This is a genomic window from Secundilactobacillus kimchicus JCM 15530 (genome assembly GCF_001433995.1).
Classification (GTDB): domain Bacteria; phylum Bacillota; class Bacilli; order Lactobacillales; family Lactobacillaceae; genus Secundilactobacillus; species Secundilactobacillus kimchicus.
On record NZ_AZCX01000003.1, the window covers coordinates 1 to 22,242 of the forward strand.

Below are 22,242 nucleotides of genomic sequence, written 5' to 3' on the forward strand. Positions count from 1 at the left end.
TTTAACTGCAATTTAAAAAGGTATCGGACTTAAGCAAGGAATAACTCCCACTTATGTTCGATACCTTTTATTGATGAATCATTCAAAATTATTTGCGGGCGTGGGATTCAACTTAAAAGAATCATCCGCTGGAACGTTTGATACATTAATATCACGATTTGATTTGTGGCAAGTCACCGTCCCCCACGCCGGTACCGTGACTGTTTGCCAACAATTTCCATTTCCTGCTAGCCCTATAGAAGCAGTCCTCGCATGAGCATTAGGGTTATACAACTGAATGGTGATATCACCATTAATGCCTAAAAATGCAACCGATCCAATTCCTCCTTCAATACCGTTCTCAGTATAATCAGAGGATTGAATAACAGTAGCTCCCAAAGAAACGTCTTGTCCAAAGTTTCTCAGCATAAAGTATTCAAGGTTTCTTTGCACTTTACCCGTATGATGATCAATCGTAACAACACCACGGCGACCAGTCGAATCAGCCGCATTAGGTAAACCACGTTCATCCAAAGCCAAGTTCCACAGCGTGGCAAAGTTCAAGCCGTTCCTAACAAGCCAATTGCCAATCGTTCCAAACATAATACGTGATGCGTCTTCAACTGTTTCATTCATCATGCACCGTCGTTCAGTCATACCCAACTGCCAATGTGAATACGACCGAACCCCGTTAAACAGATTCTCATGTGGCACTTGGTAGGTATGAATTGCCAAGCCATCTATTTTCATCGCCTGCTCATTAGAAACCGAAGAATCAATCGGCCTATCCAAGACATGTAAACTATCATCATTGATATAGATTTTAGTCTCCGGATAACTCGCATCCAGCGCTCTTCTAAGGTACTGGCTTACAAAGCTTGCCTGTTCCCTCAACGTCCATATCATTGCTGGCCAATGAGCCGCATTTGAGGGCTCATTTTGAACCGTTATCCCGTAAATTGGGATACCGTACTGTGCGTATGCTTCAATATATTTAACAAAATAATTAGCATACACAGCCTCAAAAGAATCAACTGACGAATCGTACCCATTTCCTGTAAATTCACCAAACCTTAAATGCCCCCCAAACGTGAGGTGTCCGGTATTTTTCATCCAAGCAGGGGCCGACCATGGCGATGCAATAATCTTAACAGCTGGATTGATTGTGAGAATCTCCTGAACAACAGGTATGATGTTTTTTAAATCTTTAGTTGCCTGCGAGGCCCCAGGTTTACCCGTGCCAATACTAAAGTTCTCAAGTTTATAGTCTTGTTCCCCAAAAGGTAAGTCATCATACGTATAATACTTTTGGCTAGAGAAGTCACAAGAACCAAGTGGTAACCTGATAAAGTTGAACCCTGCTTGGTCCGGCGAAAATAATTCAGTTAGTAGTCTGTGTCGTTGCTTTGCGTCTTGACTCCGCCAAATCAAAGATGCGGCAGAATCTGTGATGGCAGCCCCAACACCCAACCAATCTTGCTTTCTCTGAGCAGGATCAACGATTATTTTATAGTCTCCATCCGCATTATTTGTTATTTTAGGAGAATTAATGACATTTCTTCGACTCATCAGGTTGCCGGCTGTTTCAGTCCAATATTCATGATCAAATTCAAAAACTCTCATTTCAAATCATTCCTTTCCAAAATCAACTTAAAGTTTCGCTTACCGTGATGAATATAAAGTATGATGGGATTAATCATTAACAAAGGAGACTATAAAATGTCTGAAATTAAAATGGGATTTCGCTGGTTCAATTCAGACGACAATATATCGCTGCAGCAAATTAGCCAAATTCCACAAGTTTCTCAAATCGTCAGCGCCCTTAACCTCAGTGCCGGAGACGTTTGGCCCTTAGATGCAATAAAACAGCTTAAAAAGAGTATTAACAGTCAGGGGTTTGAGTTTAAAGTAGTCGAATCTGTGAATGTTAATGATGATATCAAAGCTGGGCTACCTACCCGTGACGAATACATCGAAAATTACATTACCTCACTCAAAAACTTATCCCTAGCTGGTGTCGAGGTTGTCTGTTACAATTTCATGCCTGTGTTCGACTGGATTCGAACAAACCTTCGCGCACCAAGTAATGACGGCTCTTTTTCAATGCAGTTTAAAAAAGCTCAATTACCTCAATCCCCACTAAAACTCTCAGAGTCGGTTACCGAAACTATTAACTCGTATACTCTCCCTGGTTGGGAAGCAGACCGCTTAGCTGGCCTAACACAAATCATGCACAAATACGATGGCGTCACAGAGACTCAGTTACGTGAAAATCTCGCCTATTTTCTAAAGGCTATTATCCCGGTTTGCGAACAAGAACACATCACAATGGCTATTCACCCTGATGATCCGCCAATGTCCGTCTTCGAATTACCTCGAATCTATAAAAACATTGAAGATATGCGCCTTATCGAAAATATGGTGCCATCTCAGCAAAACGCCTTCACAATTTGCACTGGTAGCCTTGGCGAAAATCCGCAAAATGACGTACCTGCTATCATTACGGAAATGATGAGTCGAGGCAAGGTCCCATTCGTCCATCTTCGAAACGTCCGTCATTTAAATGCTCTTGGTGATTTTGAAGAATCCGCTCATGAATCAAGCACCGGGTCCCTTGATATGTTCCAAATTATGAAGGCACTATCCGACTCTGGGTTCCACGGCTATGCTAGGCCTGATCACGGTCGAGATATTTGGGGAGAATCTGGTCGGCCAGGGTACGGATTATTCGACCGTGCGTTAGGCATCTCTTACCTAAACGGACTTTGGGAAAGTCTCCAAAAAATGAGATAAGGGTCACATCAAGAAAGTCTCCAATTGCTGTTTATTGGGATAACCTTCATTGTCACCCTGTTTTTGAATGGCCATTGCGCCAATCGCATTACCACGAGTCACAGCATCTGGAAGCGATTTTCCAGCCATCATCCCCATGAGCACACCAACATCGAACCCATCTCCAGCCCCCACTGTATCAATGACACGTGAAACGGTAAAACCAGGAATTACCGTACCAGATTTTTCTCTAAGCTTTAAATAGGCACCCTCTGGCCCTAACTTGATAATCACCGCCAGAATCGCCGGACATTGCTGTAGATAAAAATTAGCAATGTCATCAGGTTCTTGTTGTCCTGTTAGTAGTTGCCCCTCTTTCAGCCCTGGCATCACAATATTCGCTGCTAAAGCCAAACTATTTATGTTGGTAATCATTGTGTTTTCATCAGCCCATAACGAAGGCCTTAAATTAGGATCGAACGTGATAGTCGCCCCAGCACTACGGGCCTCATTAATCAGGTAGTCAGTTAACTGGCGAGCGCCGGTAGAGATTGCTGGAAAAATACCTGTGATATGCACAAAATCATTCGAATGAATTTTAACCGTTTCAAATGATTCAACCGTGACCCGAGTGGCCGCTGAATGACGACGATAATAAATCGTGTTAGGGTCACCTTTTGTTACTAATTGTTTAAATTGAATACCCGTAGGGCCTGTTTTCGCCTGCCGCACGTACTTAGTACCGACCCCCGCTTTTTTCAACTCCGAGCGTAAAAATACACCAAATGGATCATCGCCAATCTGAGTAATATACTCACACTCATATCCTAGTTTTGCGATGCCAACAGCTACATTTAATTCTGCTCCTGCTGGATATTTTTTAAAAGTCTGCGCTTCAGAAAGCGTTGCATCCTGCTCTTGAGACGCAAAAACGACTAATGGTTCGCCTACCGTCAAAACTTTAGGCAATGAACGTCATCTCCCTTCAACTTGCTAAAATACCACACGTTCCGGTCAGAACATGTGGTATTTTTGATATCTATAACTTACCAGTACCGGATGCAGAAAATTAACTGTCCTTAATTTTCTGCATCCGGAAATTCACGTTGATAGTCTGCAATACTCTTGTACTCAGTAGCCAATTCTCGACTTAATCGAATATAAATTGGAATAAGTCGCCGATATCGTTCATAAGTTGCATCGTCCGGTTCGTACTTTTTCTCCGACCCAATATACTTTTTAATATCTTCAAGCTTATCCTCAAGCCCTAGGCTCATCTTGGCTAAAAACATTGCCGCTAAACTCCCGCTTTCATATGAATCAGGAATAACAACCTCATGTTCATACACATCCGCTAACATTTGCCGTCCAAGGGCTGATTGAACAAATCCACCAGCAGCAAGAATTGCTTTAGGCTCCCCCGTGACTTCTTTTAGCGCTAATGTCACTGAGTATAAGTTGTAAACGATGCCTTCTAAAACAGCACGAATCATGTGAGCACGCGTGTGACTACGATTAAGGCCAAAAAACGAACCACGAGCATTGGCATCCCACAATGGTGCACGTTCTCCACCTAGATATGGATGAAAAATCAAGCCGTTTGATCCCGCTGGGACTTTTTCAGCAATTTCCGTCAACATATCGAACGAATCCTTTTTCAGTAATTTAGCAGTTTCCTTTTCCGCTCCAAACAAGGCATCATGAGCCCAACTAAACACGATACCACCGTTGTTGATTGGTCCTCCGACGAGGTACTTTCCATTCATAATTGGATAGCAGTACAGCCGCGCTTTAGGATCTACCTGAGGCTCGTCTACAAATGATCGAACTGCAGCAGATGTTCCAATATTAATGGCCAGTACGCCTGTTTCAATGGCCCCCACGCCAATGGTCGATAATGCACCATCGGTCGCTCCCATCACGAAATAGACATCCTCTCCAACGCCCATAACCTTTGCGTACTCTGACTTAATTCCCTGAATTTTATATGTCGTCTCGACAAGTTCAGGTAGTTGATCCTGGGTAACTTCCGTTTCTTTGAGAGCTTCTTCATCCCATTCAGCTGTCTTCATGTTCAATAGCCCTGTAGCGGCTGCCATTGAAATTTCTTCTTTTAGAACGTTAGTGTACTTCCAAATTATATATTCCTTAATACCAACCCAATATGCCGCTTTATCAAAGACGTCTCGTTTCTCATTTTTCAACCAGAGAAGTTTATAAAAAGGCCCCATCGGATGAATCGGCAACCCAGTCCGTTTATACATTGCCAGTCCACGACCATTTTCTTTATATTCAGCAGCATATTTTTCCGCCCGATTGTCTGCCCAAGTAAGCGTTCGCGTTAACGGTTTAAAATCTTTATCAAGTGCAATCAAGCTATGCTGTTGTGCAGACCAAGAAATAGCAAGCACTTTTCCATTGTCCTTGATTCCCTTTGCTACAACCTCTTGAATCGCCTGCAAAGTTGCATTAAAAATATCCTCCGGGTCTTCTTCAGCCATATCCGGCACGTTCTGATATAGGGTATATCCTTTATTTGCTTTCGCATAAATTTTACCGTCTAAATCGTATAATAATGCTTTAGTACTTGTAGTCCCAACATCAATTCCAATAATATAATCCATCGCTATTCACGTCCTTGCAAAACTAATATGTTAGTATCATTTTACGTCTGGTATATCAGTTTGTCAATAGCGCTTTCATTAGCGTGGTTATAGCTTTTCCCTCGTTAATCATCCACATTCCCCAGAGAAAAGTTTTCTTCTTAGTTGATCTAATTCGTTTACTAGTCGCAAAACTAGCATATCTGTTTGAATTCAAATCCACTAACCTCTATAATAACTAGGTGCCCACTATTCAGGAACAAGAAGGAGAAACCCCGTATGGACAACATGCGAAACGATGCTTACAATCAAATCAAGTATAAAATCATCCATTTTGACTACGTACCTGGTCAGAAAATTTCCGAAAAAACAATTTCCACTGAGTTAGACCTTGGTCGAACACCAGTGCGCGAAGCGCTGATCCGAATTGAAAGGGAAGGCCTAATTGAAGTCATCCCCCAAAGTGGTACTTACATCACTAAAATTGACATGAAAGCGGCTGAGGAAGGCCGCTTTATACGAGAGTGCATCGAACCCAAAATTATGACTGAGGCAGCTTTACGAATTGACGACGGAACAATGGAATTACTTCGTCAAAATCTGGACGAACAAGACCAAACTGCTAACAATCAAGAGCCGGATGCTTTCTTTGACCTTGATCAAACGTTTCACCATTCTTTTTATAATGTGGTCGGTAGAGATTCAGTCTGGCAATGGTTACAAATTAACAACACTCAACTCAACCGATTCCGTCGCCTTCGTTTAAAACAGCTCACTCTAGACTGGGACATGTTAGCTACCCAACATAAACAGATATACACTGCTATTCAAAGTAAAAACGTGGACGACTTATTATATCTAGTTGGCCAACATCTACACCTAATGCTTGACGAAAAACAACAAGTTCTAGACGCATATTCCGATTACTTCCAAAATATCGGCGAGAAAAATTAATGCACCGCTTTCTTCTAAACACAATCAAAAAAAGCGAATCGCGCAATAGCGATCCGCTTTTTTGATTGTGTTTAGATAGTTTCAGTCAGCTCTCTTACCAAAGGTTTACCAGATACCAAATTTTTAACATCAGAAACACATTTTTCACCCATTCCATGCAGACACTCATAAGTGTAAGCAGACGTATGCGGAGTGATTAAGAAATGGTCATTTTTCAGGAACGGATGAGAAGCTCGAACGGGTTCAACTTCCATTGTATCAGCGGCGTAACCCGAAACCTTACCGTTTTCCACAGCTGAAAGCATCGCATTCTCATCAATCAGTGCTCCACGGGCGTGGTTAACGAAATATACACCGTCTTTACACTTCTTCAAGGCTTCCGCGTTAATGAAGTGTAAATCCGTATCATTTAAAGATGCATTCAAAGAAATGTAGTCACTTTTTTCCAACAACTCATCAAACGTCACTTCTTTAACCTTGGAATTTTCGCTAAACCAGCCTTTAGGTGCGTGTGGTTCTGGATCATTAATCAACACTTCGCCACCAAAGACTTGAAAGAGTTCCGCAACCCGGCTACCAATATTACCGCATCCGATAACTCCAAATGTTTTACCAGAGAATTCATGCCCCATAAATTGTGCCCGATCTTCATATCGGTCTTCTTTAATTCTTTCCGAAGACGGCGCAGCCTGCCGCACAAGAGCCATTAGGTTAGCTAACGCATTTTCAGCAACAGCGTTGCGTTCAACTAAAGGCGGAACGATTGTAACTTTAGTTCCATGGGCTTTAGCAGCTTTTAGATCAACGTTATTATAGCCGATACCGTGACGTGAGATCAGTAACAGCTCGTCCTTATTGTCAAAAAATTCCTGCTTGAAAAATGGTGTCACGCTTGACACAATAACGTTATATCCTTTAAGTTTTTCAGCCAGTTCCTTACCAGGAATGTCCGGATCCACCATAAAACGGTCCACCGTCCCTACTTCTTCTAGCTCACTCCAGTGCTCTTTAAAAACCTGTCCGAAACTACTGGAATTAACAACCGCAATTTTATACTTTTCCATGCCCATTTCTCTCTTTTCTTGATATATTTTTGATTGTTACTTAACTTCTTGTCCTTTTTCACTAAGCATTTCCTTCAGTGAGGATTCAATCGCGCCGGGACCAGCTAACATTGCTTTGAAATCATCTTCGATTTTTTCACCCAGGCCAACTTGGTAAAGGTTAGCGCCAAAGATGCCCTCATTGCTCAAAATACTTTCAACCGCCGAATGAACATCAACTGTACTGTCACCCAATGAAAATTCAGCTACCTTAGCATGCAACTCATCAAACATCGGATCAGGACTTGGCTCGAATGTTTCTCCCTTATCATTAATGCCCATAAGGTATCGTAACCAAGTGGCAATTACGAGTGGAATAAAGTTAAGTGTCTTAGGATCCCGGTTCACATCGTCAACGTAATGTTGGATTGTCACTCCATAACGAACGCCTAACTTTTGCGAAGTATCTGTTGCGATTCGCTGAGGGGTGTCTGGAATATAAGGATTAGGCAATCGCTTTGAAACAAGTTCATCAATGAACTGTTTGGGGTCAATAACCTTCGGATCTTGAACAACAGGAAGCCCCTCTACATAGCCAATTTGTTTAATAAGGTTAACTAAATCTAAATTCTGCATTTCTGAAGCAATTGAGTCGTATCCCAAGATACTGCCATAGACGGCCAATGCCGTATGAAGCGGATTCAAACAAGTTGTCACTTTCATTTCATCTGCGGCATTAACAGTATCGCGGTCTGTCATAATAACACCCGCATCTTCGAAGGCTGGTCGTCCGTTCGGAAAACTGTCCTCTACAACTAAATAATGGGCCTCTTCAGTATTAGTAAAGGCTGCAATATTAGTATGCTGCGGTGAATGAAGAATTTCTGAATCTTCGAATCCGTCATCTGCTAATGACTTTGAAATTGTTTCGGCTGGATTTGGCGTAATCCGATCAATCATCGAAAGTGGAAAGGCAACTTTCGACGCGTTAGATACGTAGTCAACGAAGTCTTGGCCGACAAATCCATTGTCTTTCCAAGCTTTGGCAATTGTTATAACCGTATTTTTAAGACGATCGCCATTTTGAGAAAAGTTATCCGTACTCATCAAGGTAATTGGCTTAGCACCCTTGTTAAATCGAGCGACCAAGCATCCAACTAATTGCGCCATGTTGTTCTCTGGTTTAGCTGGGCCATTCTTCAAGTCATTAGCGACAGCTGAGAAATAATCTCCAGCACCATTGGTCAAGTGGTAGCCCTTTTCAGTAATCGAAAATGAAGCAACTTGAAGGCTATCTTTTTCAAAAATAGACTTTAAATTTTCATAACCTGTGCTATCACTAGTTGCAGGGCCAGCAAATAATGCTCTGCCAACAGATGCAAATAATTGCCGATCTTGAGAACCGTCTGCTTTTGTTATCACGCGAACAATTCGATTATTATATTTATCATAGATCCCCGGGACAACGTCTTTATCGTGGGTTTCTGCAACAATCACGCCACTTTTGAGTTCTCCCTTTGCGATTAGCGTATCTGCGACGGCGGCGTGAAAAGCGCGGAATAAATTGCCACCGCCAAAGTGAATCCATTGCGGGTTTCTATCTGTCTCAGCTGCAAGTTGGCTAGCATCGTAAGTCGGAACCTGAATTCCAGCTTTTTTAAAAGCTGCTGAGTCAGTTAAATAATTGTCGGTAATTTTAACCATAGAAGTTGCCTCCATTAATTTTGATCGTTTTATAACTGGTATATTAGTATACCTGAATACGCTTTCAGTTTACCATAAAATTATAATCTGTCAAACCGTTTTTTCGCTATATATTCGGCTTTTTAACTATTCTCGTTAATGTCATTTTCTTTTTTTGATATTTCATTTCTCTAAAATCCTTATATACAACGGTTATTGTGAATATAGCAGTACATAGCTTAAAATAAAAAACAGTGTTTTATACTAGTAACTGATATACTTGATCTAGTGATGCTATATTTAGCACTAGGAGTGTTATCCATGATTGAAAAGAACGATTTAACCTCGGGGTCACCACTTAAAAAAATCATTACATTCTCTCTACCATTGGTCAGCGGCAATGTTTTTCAACAATTCTACACACTAATTGATAGCTTTATCATCAGTCACTTTTTGGGGATTAACGCTTTAGCCGCAGTAGGCGCATTCTATCCACTGAGCTTTCTGATTCTTGGATTTATTCAGGGTTGCTGCATTGGTTTTTCAATTCCATTAGCCCAAAGCATCGGTCGGAAGGATAATGTCGCCACTAAGCAAGACCTTTTAAGCGGGACAATAATTTGCTGCGTGCTAATATGCATTATGACCCCGAGCATGATTTTTTCAGCTCAACCCCTACTAACACTCTTACATACGCCTGAAAGAATTTTAACTATCACAACAATTTTTACCATCATTTCGTTTGCGGGTATTCCGGCCAATATTTTATACAATTACTCAGCTAGCCTGTTACGTTCTTTCGGTGATTCAACGCACCCTTTCCATTTTCTTGTTTTTTCACTTTTTTTAAATATCGGGCTTGCCTTAACTTTCATTCTCCTATTTCACCTAGGCTTAAACGGCGTTGCTTTGGCTACCGTTATTAGCGAAACAGTTGCTGGTCTTCTGAATCTCTATTACTATATCCACCATACGACTTTCCCTAAAATTAAAATTTCAAGACAGTATCTTAATTACCAGTCACTGATCCACGTTAGTACCATTGGGTTCCCAATGGGTGCAGAATACTCAGTGTCCGCAATTGGTGCTATTCTGATGCAAAATGCAATTAATATCTTGGGAACAGATGCCATTGCCGCCCAGTCTGCTGGCGATAAAATTAGACAATTTTTTACGCTACCAATGGAAAGTTTAGGTATGGGCATCGCAACCTATATGGCTCAAAACTTCGGTGCCCACGATAAAAAACGTATTTCTCAAGGGTTACTGGATGGCTCATTAATCCAGTTATCATGGTCAATCGTTTCTCTTCTTCTTGTGTGGCTATTAAAAAAACCGTTAATAACTCTCGTTCTTGGTGTGAGTCATGGACACGTCTACAATTTGGCCGAAAACTATCTTGTTACTATAAGTTTCTTCTTTATTATTCACGGACTATTAATGATTTTTAGAAATACACTACAAGGACTAGGTCACAGTATGGTTGCAATTCTCTCAGGATTTGGTGAATTAATTGGACGACTATTCGCTAGTATTCTTGCAACACTCTCATTCGGTTATGTTGCTATCTGTTACGCTAATCAATTAGCATGGGGGATTTCACTTGTTTACTGTTGTTATATGGTTTGGAAAATTCTATCAACAGACCACCAACTCAATAAATAGTGACACAATAAAAAGCCCTTGCGGTGAGAAAAAGCCAGTAGCTTTTCTCACCGCAAGGGCTTTTTAAATCTAGCTTTTCACTTTAATGTGATGTCATAACTAAATTCCCTTGTTTTGCCAGGATCTAAAATTGAATTAGCTTCCTTTTCAAGCAATTCAACTTCATGCCCAGCTACATCAGGTAGCCCTTGGAATGGCTCTACGCACAAGAATTTTGCGTTAGCACCTTCCTTTGTCCAAAGGCAAACATACCTAAAATCATCTAGACTAACATGAATTTGATGTTTCGTTTTTGGAGACGAAATTAATACCCCTTTAATACCATCATTTTGAATGATAATCAGACCGTCATCAAACATCTCATAATTCAAAGCAATTTGACTACCTTTGGCAGCTTTTAAATCAATCACATCACCGCTTCGATACGGATTAGGCGTCTTAACAATCTTATATTGCTTTAAATCAAGGTTTGAAGGTTCAAACGTCACCGTATAGTCTTCAAATTCCCCCTCACCATTAATCGGCAAGTTGAAGGCAGGATGGGACCCAATTGAAAAACTCAACTGTTCAGCTGTCTGATTTTCGATTTTAAAGCTTAATACCAGCCCCTCATCAGTCAATTCAAAAGTCACGAACAACGTAAAATCAAACGGATAGAACCGCCGAGTTGCCTCGTTCGCATTCAACTTTAAAGTCAGTTTAATACCATCGTTATCTTCAATCTCAAATACTTGATCAGCAGCAAACCCATGTTGGGGCATTTCGTATTCTTTACCTTGATAATAATAAGCATCATTTTCAGACCGTCCGATGGCCGGGAAAAGTACTGGCGCATGCTTTGGCCACAAATCATCGTTCCAAATATAATCAAAGTTTCCTGACTTATTCACTAGATGTGTTAACTCTGCACCACGTTCATTTATTTCAGCAATAAATCTTTCGTTCTCAATTTTTTGCATGATTTTCTCCTTCCAAAAACAGTTGCGATGAACTTTATGTCCTCACAACTGTTTTCTCAACTACCGATTACTTGACATCTTCATAAAATCCAAAATAATCGTGAGCATTGTTATATGAAATATCTTCGATAATTTGACCTAAATACTCATCATCGTCAGGAACTTGGCCGCGTTCCGCTAATTCACCGATATAGTCGCATAAAACACGCCGGAAGTATTCGTGTCGTGGGTACGACAAGAAACTGCGAGAATCTGTTAACATACCAACAAAATTAGCAAGTAGACTTTGTTGCGCCATCACTCTCAATTGTTCTTGCATACCTTCTCTGGTGTCATTAAACCACCATGCACAACCCAATTGCATCTTTTGCGTGATGCCATCGCCGTAAAAATCACCCATCCCGGTTGCTAATTGCATCCAGTCATTCGGATTAAGGGAGTACAAGATTGTCTTCGGGATATTGTCATCATCCTGCATATCGGTAAATAAATTCATAATCTCATTTGCAATATCAGGCTGCGTTCCCATTGAATCAAACCCTGTATCAGCGCCAATCTTCTTAAACATTGGCTGATTGCGGTTTCGTAGTGCGTTCATATGATACTGCATTGTCCAACCAAATTTTTTATTTAACTTCATCAACTCTTTGAGAAGAGCCGTAGCATAAATATCAACGTCTTTCGTTGTTAAAGGCTCATTGTGACGTCCGTTTTCAAACACAGTTTCGATTTGTTCAGCTGTCGCCGGAACATAATGGAAAGTATTTAAACCATGATCAGATAATCTTCCACCTAACCTGGTAAAGTATTCGAATCGTTGTTCAAATGCTTTAATAAAGGATTTAAAATCGGTAATTTTAATACCAGAAACATCTTCGAACTCTTGTAAATATTGGTCAAATGTTAATGCTGAAATATTAAACGCTTTATCTGGACGCATTGCTGGCAGTACTTTAAACCCATTTTCCTTTTCTTCGGCCTTTAATAACTTATGATATTTAAGATCAGACGCTGGGTCATCCGTTGTACAAACAACTTCAACATTTGAATTCTTAATCAAATTGCGCGGTTTAAACTCGTCAGTGGCAAGCAGCTCATTAGCCTTATCCCAAATTCGCTTGACACTCTTTTTAGTAAACGGTTCCGTAATCCCGAAGAAGCGTTGTAACTCAAGGTGCGTCCACTCATACAATGGATTTCCAATTGCTTTTTCAATGGTACCGGCCCAGGCAACCAATTTCTCATATTCGTCACCGTCACCAGTAATCAACTCTTCTGGAACGCCATTTGCCCGCATCAAGCGCCACTTATAATGATCCCCGAATGTCCCATCATTAATCCAAATTCTCGTTAAATTAGGATAATTTTTATTCTCATAAATCTCCTGAGGATTCAAATGGCAATGAAAATCAATAATAGGCATTTTTTTGGCATGCTCATGGAATAATTTTTTCCCGGTTTCATTTGTCAAAAGGAAATCTTTGTCTAGTAAAGTCATTTCTATCTCTCCTTATTTTTTACATGGTCAATGCTTTATTAAATTGAAATTAGGTCCTTCACATTAAAGTTAACTTGCACATCGAAGTTTTTTCCCTCAGGGTTAGCAAACCGGACCACAACTTGCCGCTTCTCACCATCAAAATACCATCCTGAGGACGCTTGTGCGAACTTATCGGCACTTAAATACCGCTCCAACGTTTCCTGACCAACGGAAATTTCAATCGGCGCTATTGTCGGGCAAATAACGTTCAACTCTAACACTTTAACTTTAGAGGCAAATGCACCTGTTTTTGAAAATTGAATCTGAACACCGTCCGCAGACTGATCCGTCGTAATATGGGTCAGTAAGTACTGACCATTTTTATAATCCGTTGATACACCGTCATCTTCATACAGACTAAATTGAGCTGAACGACTAGGCTCAATTAATAGCTGAAGTTTTTCAATTGCGTCATTATGGATATTCATTAGCCCTGGGCTTTGAGGAATAATACTCCCGTTTCTAATAAACATCGGAATACTGCCCAGATTTACCGGTAAACTAATTGTTTGACCGCCATCGTAAACTTTTCTAGTACTCCAATCAGTCCATGTGGCACCAGATGGCAAATAGATGGCCTTAGTGGTCTCTCCCCTATCTACAACATTGGCAACCAACAATGATGGTCCTAACATGAACTCAAAGCTTTCTTCGGCAACCTTCGGATCTTGTTGAAATTCATACACCAACGGCCTCATAATCGGTGATCCCTTCACCGAAGCCTCATAGAGTAATGAATAGAAATAGGGAATCAAAGAATATCTTAGCTGAATAGCCTCTCGAATATATTTAGTATACCCAGGATACGTCCACGGCTCCGTAACTGTATTGTCGTTATTAGACGAGTGAATTGAAAATCTGGGCTGGAAAATTCCGTTTTGGACCCAGCGTACGAACAGTTCTGGTTCCGGTAACGGCCCATCGAATCCGCCAATATCACAACCTTGATTAGCAACTCCTGAAAGGCCCATTCCTAAGATGGTGGGAATGTTATACTTTACATTTGTCCAACTCGTATAATTATCACCTGCCCACGTCTGCGCGTACCGTTGAATACCAGCAAACCCGGCCCGGTTAACTAAGTATGGCCGAACGCCTGGTGCCGCTTTTGCTATTGCTTCTTGAGCAGCCTTTGCCATCATCGTGGGCATAACAGGCTTTAACTCTCCAATTCGGCGATTTTGCCCCTCTGCGTTAACTAACGCATCGTTGTTGTTAATTTCGTATTCATTATTGTCATTCCAAATAGAAGTAATTCCAATAGAAATCAATTGCTGAATCATTCGTTTTTCCCAGGCATCACGACCATGCGGATTTGTAAAGTCAACAAAATGTGCTGATCCGCCCCAATACTGATCAACCTCTGAAGATTGCCCATCGGCATTTTTTACATAAGCATCTTCTGCCTCGAATTCTTCGACTAATGGATGAGAGAGTAGCATCCCGGGTTTTATGTTGGGCGCTAAAAGAACACCACGTTTTCTTAGCTCAGCCACAAACTGTTCTGGATTCGGAAAGCGTTTCTTATTCCAATTGAATACATACCGCTTTCCATCTTCTCCAGAAGTATAACCAGACGACAAGAAAAACCCATCACACGGAATATTGTTTTTCCGACAGGTATCCACAAAATCAAGAATGGCGACGTCAGCATCTTTGTCAAGCTCTGTGTAAAACATTGTGGAGCCCATATACCCCAATGAGGCCGCTGGCATCATAGCTGATTTACCCGTAAGATCCGTATAGTGTTCTACCACGTCTTTTATGGTTGGTCCGCCAATAAAGAAGAAATCAACATCCCCACCATCACATTCAAAATAACTATACCGTAACCAATAATTACTATGTTCACAGTCCATATCGAATACTGAATCGTTTGCATTATTGTAGAATAATCCGCTTGCCACATCATTTTCTGAGTCAAAATCAATATAAAATGGAATCATTTTATACAACGGATCAGACTTCTTGGCATTCCAACCTAGGGAGTCTGTGTTATGCATTCGCATACGCCGTTTAAATTTATTAAGCTCGCCGGATTTTTCACCAAAACCGTAGAATTTATTTGAGTTTCCCATACTACTGTAATGAAAGCGTCGGCCAAACTCATCCTTTAAGAAAGAACGTTTCGGTAGATCCCTATGGACAACCCGGCCAGACGAATCGACGATTTCAAAGTAGAAAGGTTCCTCAAAAATTTTGAGGGTGTAATTCCCAGTCGTTGTTGTGTACACTCCTGCTTCATGGTTCAATTCAATCGGAATCGGATCCACTCGAGTTCTTTCACCTCGAAAAAGATCATCCGTTGCATCATCCCAAGCCGTTTTGACCAGTGCGTAAGATTCTTCTTCAGGAAATTCATCGTCAAACGTACTTCTAATTCGAATAATGTCTTCATTAAGCAAATAAACTTGAAACTGTGCGCCTTCTGTGCGAATTAGCAAGTAATTACCATAATTTTTAACTTCCTGCAGTTTATTACTAGTTTTCATAACCCACCTCCGCTACAAGCTGATGTTCATGGAGTCACAATCTATCGTAAAATCCAGAAGATTTTGTTTTAAGTAATATACTAGATAGTCACGATACTCATACTTTATAGCGAAAGGTAAGCGCTGTCAATGGTGATTCATCCATAATTCTAAAAAAGCTTCCTTCCTTAGGGATTCACCAACAAATCGCCATACAAAAAGTGTTTCACATTAAATTCTTAATCACATATTTTCAAACGAGCTCTTGAAAGCGTTCTCTTTTGATGTTATTCTTTTGCTAAACTTATGTATCAGTTTTGGAAGGCTAGACGGATGAATATGATGAACTTTAATGGTTTGCTATTATTCAATTCTATTTCGTCCTCTACTTTCAATCAAAATGGAAAGAAGTGAATAGATTTGGACAAAACGCAAAAAACTGTCACCGTGGCAGCTGCGCCGTTTAACATTAAGGATAAAGTTGGCTATATGTTTGGTGATATTGGAAACAATTTCTCCTTCAACGTTGTTAATTCATTCTTAATGATTTTTTATACCAATGTCTTAGGCTTAACAGGTGCCCAAGTTGGGGTTCTATTTTTACTTGCTCGGTTTATCGACGCTTTTGCCGATATTACAGTTGGTCGACTAGTCGATAATAGTAAACTTCATAAGATTGGGCGATTCAAACCCTGGATTAATCGAATGAAGTACCCGCTACTCATTTTCTTGGTACTCTTATACGTCCCAGTCGTTAAAGATTGGGCGATGCCTGCACGTTTAGTTTACGTGTTCGTTACCTATCTGGGGTGGGGTATTTTCTACTCATCAGTTAACATTCCTTATGGGTCAATGGCCTCAGCCATTAGTAGCGATCCTAATGACAAAACATCACTCTCGACCTTCCGGGCACTAGGTTCAGCCTTGGGAAGTGCTATTACAAGTTATATTTTGCCAATGTTCATCTACATTGGGGCTACTCAAACCATCTCAGGATCTCGTTTCTTCTGGGTCGTCGTTGTGTGCGCCATCTTAGGTTGGGGTTGCTATATGCTAACCACCAACTTAACAACTGAACGAGTACGGACCGAAAAAAGCGAAAAAGTTCCAATGAAAGCTTTAGTCAAGGGTTTGTTTGAAAACAAAGCATTAATCGTTCTCGTCTTAGTTGATATCATGATTGTTATTAATCAAAATCTCTCGGGGACCATGATTTCTTACCTGTTTAATGATTACTTCAGAAATAAAGGTGCGATGTCAATTGCGTTAATTTTTAACTTTGCAACCGTTATTCTTTTGGCACCGTTCGGAAATTGGTTTACCCAAAAATTTGGTCGTAAAGAAACCTCCATTGTCGCTCTTTTATTCGGAGCTTTAATGTACGGCATTCTGTTTATAACACACACTCAAAGTGCCACTTTCTACCTTGTTATGTTGTTCTTCGGTTCTCTGGGAGCCGGGATGTTTAACTTGATGGTATGGGCCTTTATCACTGATGTTATCGATAATCATGAAGTTCTAACTGGCACACGTGAAGATGGTGTTGTTTACGGTGTTAACTCCTTTGCACGAAAAGTCGCTCAAGCGATTGCCGGCGGATTTGGTGGCTTTATGCTAACATTCATTGGTTACCAATCTTCAACTGGTGGAGGTGCTATTCAATCAGACGCGGTTATTCACCGGATTTACAATCTAGCGACCCTGATTCCAACAGTCTGCCTCTTGGCTGCAGCTTTACTTCTCTTATTCTTCTACCCATTGGGAAAGAAACTGGTAAACAGTAACGCAGCGACTCTTGCTAAGATCCACGCCGAAAATACTGCTGAAGAAAAAGAAGATTCCGAAACAGATAAATAGATAATAAGCACCACATACAAAAGGCCCAGCGAACATAGGATGTTTTAATATCCTATGTTCGCTGGGCCTTTTCAGCCTTCTACAGGCTATAAACTGACTAAAACCAACTTACTATTTGGTTACCGTTGTAACTTGCACAAAAGCTTGACCAAGGGCGTTAGCATCGTTAGCGGCTGAAAAGCCACCCAACACCATGCTCCCAATGACAATGGCGCTCATTAATACAATATTGGCGTTTCGAACAAAATTACTCTTTTTAGTTACAGTCTCTTTTGCAAACGTTGTTTGTTCCGAAGTGTTAGTGTATGAATTCAACATCAATAATAGTCCTCCTATTTGCAATTGTTCTCTCTTAGCAAATTCATATTACCATCTTCTTAATATTTTTCAATAGGTTTCAACCGATAAAACGTTTTCTTGAAAAGGAAAATTCACAATCTTTCATGACACTACAGAATTCATCGAATGATCAGTCAGCATCCGCACTTAATTTGGCCTAACGCCTCTACTTTAGCCTAAATTGGTCTGTTCTAATTAGCCTTACTTCTATGCTTTTTATCGTGTTATTTTGCACGCATGTGAAAAACAAAAAACTATAGTCCTACTCAAAAGGACCCGGCATTCACATCCATAAATGTAAACACCGAGTCCTTCAATTTGCCTACTTACCCAAATCCAACTTATTCAATACCTGTTCAAACACTTTATCCTGCCCAACACCGGTCAGTAGCGGGACACCACTAATCACTTTATCTTTAACATTATCTGGAACCACGGTCGTACTTACAAAGGCATCGTAATCATCAATTTTGTTGATGTATTCTGCAACGTTTCCTTTGTACGTTTTGACTTGGTCCAAAACACCTTGGGACTGCAGATAATCCCGAATTTTGCCTTCTGCTAACGTTGACGTTGCGATCCCACTACCACAAACTACCATTAATGTTTTCATATTTATAATCTCCTTTTTTAGTTCGTCACACCGTCAGACGAAGCGGGTGTGGCTTTTTTCCTGAATTTGTTAAACCAAATCATAATTACTAACGTGACAATTCCGATAAGTCCAATACCACCCCACGACATGACTTTTCCAAGGCCGACAATCAACCACGTCGACCAGACACCACCGTCACTCAGAACTGAAATGGACGAATTACCCTGCATAGCAAAGTGGGCATCCTGTGCTGACTGAGTGACTAATGGTGCTACCCAAGACGCAATATATAGGCTCGCAACAACGTTAACAATCCCACCGACGATGGTTCGGAAAATATCACCACGAAATACCGCAGCCATCACTGCAATCATATATGGTAATGTTGCGAGGTCTCCGAATGGCAAAACTGAGTTACCTGGAGTAATCACTGCAATTAGCAACGTCAGCGGTACTAAAAGCAAAGCTGATGATAACACCGTGGAGTTCCCAGCAGCCAATGCGCTGTCCATCCCAATGTACAAATCACGATTAGGGAACCGTGACTTAACAAACGAATTAGCGCCCTCTGAAATCGGTGCAAGCCCCTCCATCAAGAGAGAAACCATCCGTGGCATCAAAACTAAAACAGCCGCCGTAGTAACACCTAATTGTAGTGTTTTCGTCACATCGTAGCGCGCTAATAATCCAATGATGATCCCAATAATGAGCCCCATAACGCCAGAATCACCAAAAATACCCATCCGTTTTTGAATTGTTTCCGGTGTTAGCTTAATTTTATTGATACCTGGAATACGGTCCATCACCCAATTAAGAGGTAACGCCAGCAAAAAGCCGGGAGCTGAAGCCCCTTGTGGGAACGAAATACCTTCCAACCCGTACGTTTTTTGAATGTAGGGTGCCGCCATATCAGCCAGTAAATAGATAATCATGACGTGGACGACCATGGTAAACAGGCCCAATGCAAAGTCGTGTGAGACAACGTATACCAATGACCCAGTAAACGCAATATGCCAATAGTTCCATACGTCGACATCAAGAGTCTTAGTTAGCCCAAAGAACAGCAGGATGACATTTGCAATAACGCCCACCGGAATGGCCATACTACCTAAGACGGTCCCATAAGCAATCGCCGAAGCAGCTGGCCAACCAATATCAATTGTCCCTAAGTGTAACCCGAAATTTTTAACCATAGATTGTGCGGCTGGCCCTAAATTCTTAGTGAGTAACCCAATGACAAGATTCAAGCCAATAAACCCAATTCCGATGGTTAGCCCCGCCTTAAATGCTTTCCCCGGCTTAATTCTTAAAATCAAGGCAAAGATAAACAGTAATATTGGCAGCATGACACTGGCACCAAGATTCACGAACCATTGTAACGCATTAGTAACAGCATCCATTATTTTAATACCCCCTATTGATCAATATTAACTTCTTTCATTAGTTTCAAAAAATCAGTTTTTGTCGTGATTTTTTCTAACTTATCGATTGCCTCTTGGTTTTGAAATAATGCCATTAACGTTTGCAGCATTTTCAACTGATCATCTGAATGCTTCAACGCCAGCATAAAAATCAACTTTACCTGAATTTCGGCGTTGTCGCCCATTTGATGAAACATTACCGGTTGTTTGAGGCGCATAAAACCAATTTGAGGTGAGACAACCTTATCAGCGTCAGTATGTGGAATCGCCACACCGATTGTTGCCGTTTGAAGACCAGTGGGAAATTCTGACTCTCGTTTTAAAATCGCCACTTTAAAGGCATCTGTCACCAGGCCCTCATCATACAATCGATCTGCTAGCTTGGCTTCTGCTTCTTGCCTATCAGCAGCTTCCTCGTCTAACAGGATTACCTGTTTTTCAAATAACATGTTACTTTCTCCCCTCAATAACTAATTGTCGAATCGACTCTGGTGGTTGATTGAAATCAGCCAATTCGTCGATAAAATCTTCGTTTACCAACCGAATTATAAAATCTTCGAGAAATGGGTCCGGTTCCCGAACCAGTAAAATGATGAATACCCTGGCAGGTAATTGATCTTGCCAAGTCAATGGTTGCCGTACCCTAATAATAAGAACGGTGGGTTTGATCACGTACTCTGCTTTAACGTGTGGCATTACAGTGTCGACGCCTACTCGAGTATTTCCCATGGCTTCACGAGCTTTTATATCAACACGCAGATTATTACCCGCCTGGATCAGTTTTTTTCTGAGCGCTATCTCCTCAACTACCTGCATAAAGGTTTCGATATCAGTAATTTCTGGTTTATCCACAACAATCACAGTCTTAGTCATCAGCAATTGCCTCCTCGACCCGCTTCCGATCCGCTTTAGTGAACATTGCACTAGATAGAATAAGTTGGGCATGATTGACTGGCTTGACCTTAACCGTCGAAATAATAAGATCTGCATCCGCATACTTTTCAGGATGACGTTCATAATCAGCAAGTGAAATAACCGCCACAACCTGCAAATCAGGGAACGCTTTGCGTACTTTAACGTTGAGAAGTTTCGAGGTCCCGACACCACTAGCACACATAATTAACGCCTTCTTCGTAGATGGGGCTTCTTCAAAATACTTTGCAAAGTACAAAGTGATGAAACCCGCTTCATCATCCGAAATTTGCCATGGTTCACCCAATCTCTTCTCAAGTTGTCGCGATATCTCAATGACTCTTGAGAATAAATCGCCATATTCAACTTTTATATCTTGTAAAAGTTTATTGACGACCACAATGTGATTTTTTAGCCGATTAAGCATCGGTTTTAAGTGTCCGATTAGGTCGTTTCTTAGCACCAATACCCGACTATTGGTGGCCTGCAGATCAAAACCGTCGATGTAGCCATCCGCCAGTTTTAAAACCACTTGCTCAACCTCACCATTAAAGGCCAAATCGTGATCATATCGCATTGAAATCAAGTATTGAAGCAAGTAAAAGCTCTCAATTTCAGGCAGTTTAGTTCCCAGATAATCACTTGTATTCTTAATAACATCGTTGGCCACTTTGAACATCCTGTCATTATGACGAATAATAGCTGTTTCTTCAGGACCCAGCGCTTCAATTTTTCCACTTTCCTGAACTTTACCGGTTCTAAATCGTTTAATTAGGATAAAGAGATGAGAAAAAATATTAACGTTATACGGATACGGGATTGTTGTTGATAATGACCGCTGGATCCAGTCCAACTGCGCCGTTAAGAATTGGTCATCATACACATTGATATCTGCAAACTCGCTAGCAAAGTCGCTTAAAATTTCTTGGTTCATTGCCCGGCTTTGAACCAACGCATCGTTAATCACTCGCCGAATTTCTTCTTCATCACCAGAAACCGAAATGGTGCCATGCTCTTGCTTAAGCTGTAAATGATGATTCGAAAGAAGTTGACCAATGACGCTAATATCTTGGCGGATTAGTTCATCGCTAACGTGATACGTCTGATATAACGTATTTAACTTGAGCGAAAATGGTGCGTTGAATAACACTTTTATCATCACCTGATTGCGACGTTCAACCGGCGAGAAGTCTGTAAACTGGGATTTAACCGATTGGTTAGTCGTATCAAGATAAGATCGGTAATTTAACGAATAGCCTAATCCTCTTTCTGACTCAATTAACGGTTGGGCAACGCTTTTGTTGATTTTTGTAATAGCTCGATAGACTGTCTTCTTCGAAACATGCAGTAACGTCGCTAATTCATCAGCTGTAACATAGCTATCGCCCTTAAGTAAAGCGCTTACTATTTCCTCCTGATAATTGGTCATCATCTCCCCTCCTCTCCACT

Annotated in this window: 18 protein-coding genes; 4 read left to right on the plus strand and 14 right to left on the minus strand. The window is 40.9% G+C overall.

Features of this window, described 5'->3' with window-relative positions; translation table 11 throughout:
• Window positions 1-78: 78 nt before the first annotated feature.
• On the minus strand, window positions 79-1,602 hold the full coding sequence (locus FC96_RS04635; RefSeq protein WP_056942182.1) for a glycoside hydrolase family 30 protein: 1,524 nt from the start codon (window positions 1,600-1,602) through the stop codon (window positions 79-81).
• Window positions 1,603-1,707: 105 nt separating this feature from the next.
• On the opposite strand from FC96_RS04635, the gene FC96_RS04640 reads away from it, so the two are divergent.
• On the plus strand, window positions 1,708-2,772 hold the full coding sequence (locus tag FC96_RS04640) for a mannonate dehydratase (protein ID WP_191976657.1): 1,065 nt from the start codon (window positions 1,708-1,710) through the stop codon (window positions 2,770-2,772).
• A gap of 3 nt (window positions 2,773-2,775) precedes the next feature.
• Here the strand turns inward: FC96_RS04640 and FC96_RS04645 are convergent, their stop codons facing one another.
• A complete protein-coding gene (locus FC96_RS04645) occupies window positions 2,776-3,720 on the minus strand; it encodes a sugar kinase (protein ID WP_056942184.1) in 945 nt (314 codons plus the stop codon).
• A 110-nt stretch (window positions 3,721-3,830) separates the two neighbouring features.
• Window positions 3,831-5,375, minus strand: coding sequence for a gluconokinase (gene gntK / locus FC96_RS04650; RefSeq protein ID WP_056942185.1), 1,545 nt, complete (start codon window positions 5,373-5,375; stop codon window positions 3,831-3,833).
• Between the two features lie 258 nt (window positions 5,376-5,633).
• On the opposite strand from gntK, the gene FC96_RS04655 reads away from it, so the two are divergent.
• On the plus strand, window positions 5,634-6,308 hold the full coding sequence (locus tag FC96_RS04655; RefSeq protein WP_056942186.1) for a GntR family transcriptional regulator: 675 nt from the start codon (window positions 5,634-5,636) through the stop codon (window positions 6,306-6,308).
• A gap of 71 nt (window positions 6,309-6,379) precedes the next feature.
• Here FC96_RS04655 and FC96_RS04660 read toward each other — a convergent pair whose 3' ends face one another.
• Entirely contained in the window at window positions 6,380-7,372 is a 993-nt protein-coding gene (locus FC96_RS04660) for a D-isomer specific 2-hydroxyacid dehydrogenase family protein (protein WP_056942187.1), read from the minus strand.
• A gap of 36 nt (window positions 7,373-7,408) precedes the next feature.
• Complete coding sequence (locus tag FC96_RS04665) at window positions 7,409-9,055, minus strand: mannitol dehydrogenase family protein (RefSeq protein WP_056942188.1); 1,647 nt, start codon at window positions 9,053-9,055, stop codon at window positions 7,409-7,411.
• 300 nt (window positions 9,056-9,355) lie between these two features.
• Between FC96_RS04665 and FC96_RS04670 the strand changes: the two genes are divergently transcribed.
• Window positions 9,356-10,699 carry an MATE family efflux transporter gene (locus FC96_RS04670; protein WP_191976656.1) on the plus strand — a complete coding sequence of 448 codons (1,344 nt, stop codon included), beginning with the start codon at window positions 9,356-9,358 and terminating at the stop codon, window positions 10,697-10,699.
• Between the two features lie 77 nt (window positions 10,700-10,776).
• Here FC96_RS04670 and FC96_RS04675 read toward each other — a convergent pair whose 3' ends face one another.
• From FC96_RS04675 to FC96_RS04685, 3 genes are all read right to left on the minus strand, one after another.
• Entirely contained in the window at window positions 10,777-11,658 is an 882-nt protein-coding gene (locus FC96_RS04675) for an aldose 1-epimerase family protein (RefSeq protein ID WP_056942189.1), read from the minus strand.
• Between the two features lie 67 nt (window positions 11,659-11,725).
• Complete coding sequence (gene uxaC / locus FC96_RS04680) at window positions 11,726-13,156, minus strand: glucuronate isomerase (RefSeq protein WP_056942190.1); 1,431 nt, start codon at window positions 13,154-13,156, stop codon at window positions 11,726-11,728.
• Window positions 13,157-13,194: 38 nt separating this feature from the next.
• The gene (locus FC96_RS04685) at window positions 13,195-15,690 is read right to left on the minus strand and encodes a glycoside hydrolase family 31 protein (protein ID WP_056942191.1); all 2,496 of its coding nucleotides are present in this window, start codon (window positions 15,688-15,690) and stop codon (window positions 13,195-13,197) included.
• Window positions 15,691-16,089: 399 nt separating this feature from the next.
• On the opposite strand from FC96_RS04685, the gene FC96_RS04690 reads away from it, so the two are divergent.
• Window positions 16,090-17,526 carry an MFS transporter gene (locus FC96_RS04690; protein WP_056942192.1) on the plus strand — a complete coding sequence of 479 codons (1,437 nt, stop codon included), beginning with the start codon at window positions 16,090-16,092 and terminating at the stop codon, window positions 17,524-17,526.
• Between the two features lie 111 nt (window positions 17,527-17,637).
• On the opposite strand, the gene FC96_RS04695 is transcribed toward FC96_RS04690, so the two are convergent.
• The 6 genes from FC96_RS04695 to FC96_RS04720 form a co-directional block, all read right to left on the minus strand.
• Window positions 17,638-17,847 (minus strand): hypothetical protein, encoded by a 210-nt coding sequence (locus tag FC96_RS04695; RefSeq protein WP_156403158.1) that lies wholly within the window; start codon window positions 17,845-17,847, stop codon window positions 17,638-17,640.
• Window positions 17,848-18,187: 340 nt separating this feature from the next.
• Entirely contained in the window at window positions 18,188-18,478 is a 291-nt protein-coding gene (locus tag FC96_RS04700) for a PTS sugar transporter subunit IIB (protein ID WP_054660086.1), read from the minus strand.
• Window positions 18,479-18,495: 17 nt separating this feature from the next.
• Window positions 18,496-19,860 (minus strand): PTS galactitol transporter subunit IIC, encoded by a 1,365-nt coding sequence (locus FC96_RS04705; RefSeq protein WP_056942193.1) that lies wholly within the window; start codon window positions 19,858-19,860, stop codon window positions 18,496-18,498.
• A 14-nt stretch (window positions 19,861-19,874) separates the two neighbouring features.
• Complete coding sequence (locus FC96_RS04710) at window positions 19,875-20,330, minus strand: PTS sugar transporter subunit IIA (protein ID WP_056942194.1); 456 nt, start codon at window positions 20,328-20,330, stop codon at window positions 19,875-19,877.
• A 1-nt stretch (window position 20,331) separates the two neighbouring features.
• Complete coding sequence (locus tag FC96_RS04715; protein WP_056942195.1) at window positions 20,332-20,754, minus strand: PTS sugar transporter subunit IIA; 423 nt, start codon at window positions 20,752-20,754, stop codon at window positions 20,332-20,334.
• A complete protein-coding gene (locus FC96_RS04720) occupies window positions 20,747-22,222 on the minus strand; it encodes a BglG family transcription antiterminator (RefSeq protein ID WP_235804721.1) in 1,476 nt (491 codons plus the stop codon). The genes FC96_RS04715 and FC96_RS04720 overlap by 8 nt, the downstream gene beginning before the upstream one ends.
• Between the last annotated feature and the right edge of the window lie 20 nt (window positions 22,223-22,242).

Coding starts and splice junctions, on each gene's coding strand:
- FC96_RS04710 (WP_056942194.1), bottom strand. CDS start 20,330: ATGTTATTTGAAAAACAGGTAATCCTGTTAGACGAGGAAGCTGCTGAT.
- FC96_RS04660 (WP_056942187.1), bottom strand. CDS start 7,372: ATGGAAAAGTATAAAATTGCGGTTGTTAATTCCAGTAGTTTCGGACAG.
- uxaC (WP_056942190.1), bottom strand. CDS start 13,156: ATGACTTTACTAGACAAAGATTTCCTTTTGACAAATGAAACCGGGAAA.
- FC96_RS04675 (WP_056942189.1), bottom strand. CDS start 11,658: ATGCAAAAAATTGAGAACGAAAGATTTATTGCTGAAATAAATGAACGT.
- FC96_RS04635 (WP_056942182.1), bottom strand. CDS start 1,602: ATGAGAGTTTTTGAATTTGATCATGAATATTGGACTGAAACAGCCGGC.
- FC96_RS04715 (WP_056942195.1), bottom strand. CDS start 20,754: ATGACTAAGACTGTGATTGTTGTGGATAAACCAGAAATTACTGATATC.
- FC96_RS04705 (WP_056942193.1), bottom strand. CDS start 19,860: ATGGATGCTGTTACTAATGCGTTACAATGGTTCGTGAATCTTGGTGCC.
- FC96_RS04670 (WP_191976656.1), top strand. CDS start 9,356: ATGATTGAAAAGAACGATTTAACCTCGGGGTCACCACTTAAAAAAATC.
- FC96_RS04655 (WP_056942186.1), top strand. CDS start 5,634: ATGGACAACATGCGAAACGATGCTTACAATCAAATCAAGTATAAAATC.
- FC96_RS04700 (WP_054660086.1), bottom strand. CDS start 18,478: ATGAAAACATTAATGGTAGTTTGTGGTAGTGGGATCGCAACGTCAACG.
- FC96_RS04685 (WP_056942191.1), bottom strand. CDS start 15,690: ATGAAAACTAGTAATAAACTGCAGGAAGTTAAAAATTATGGTAATTAC.
- FC96_RS04665 (WP_056942188.1), bottom strand. CDS start 9,055: ATGGTTAAAATTACCGACAATTATTTAACTGACTCAGCAGCTTTTAAA.
- gntK (WP_056942185.1), bottom strand. CDS start 5,375: ATGGATTATATTATTGGAATTGATGTTGGGACTACAAGTACTAAAGCA.
- FC96_RS04720 (WP_235804721.1), bottom strand. CDS start 22,222: ATGACCAATTATCAGGAGGAAATAGTAAGCGCTTTACTTAAGGGCGAT.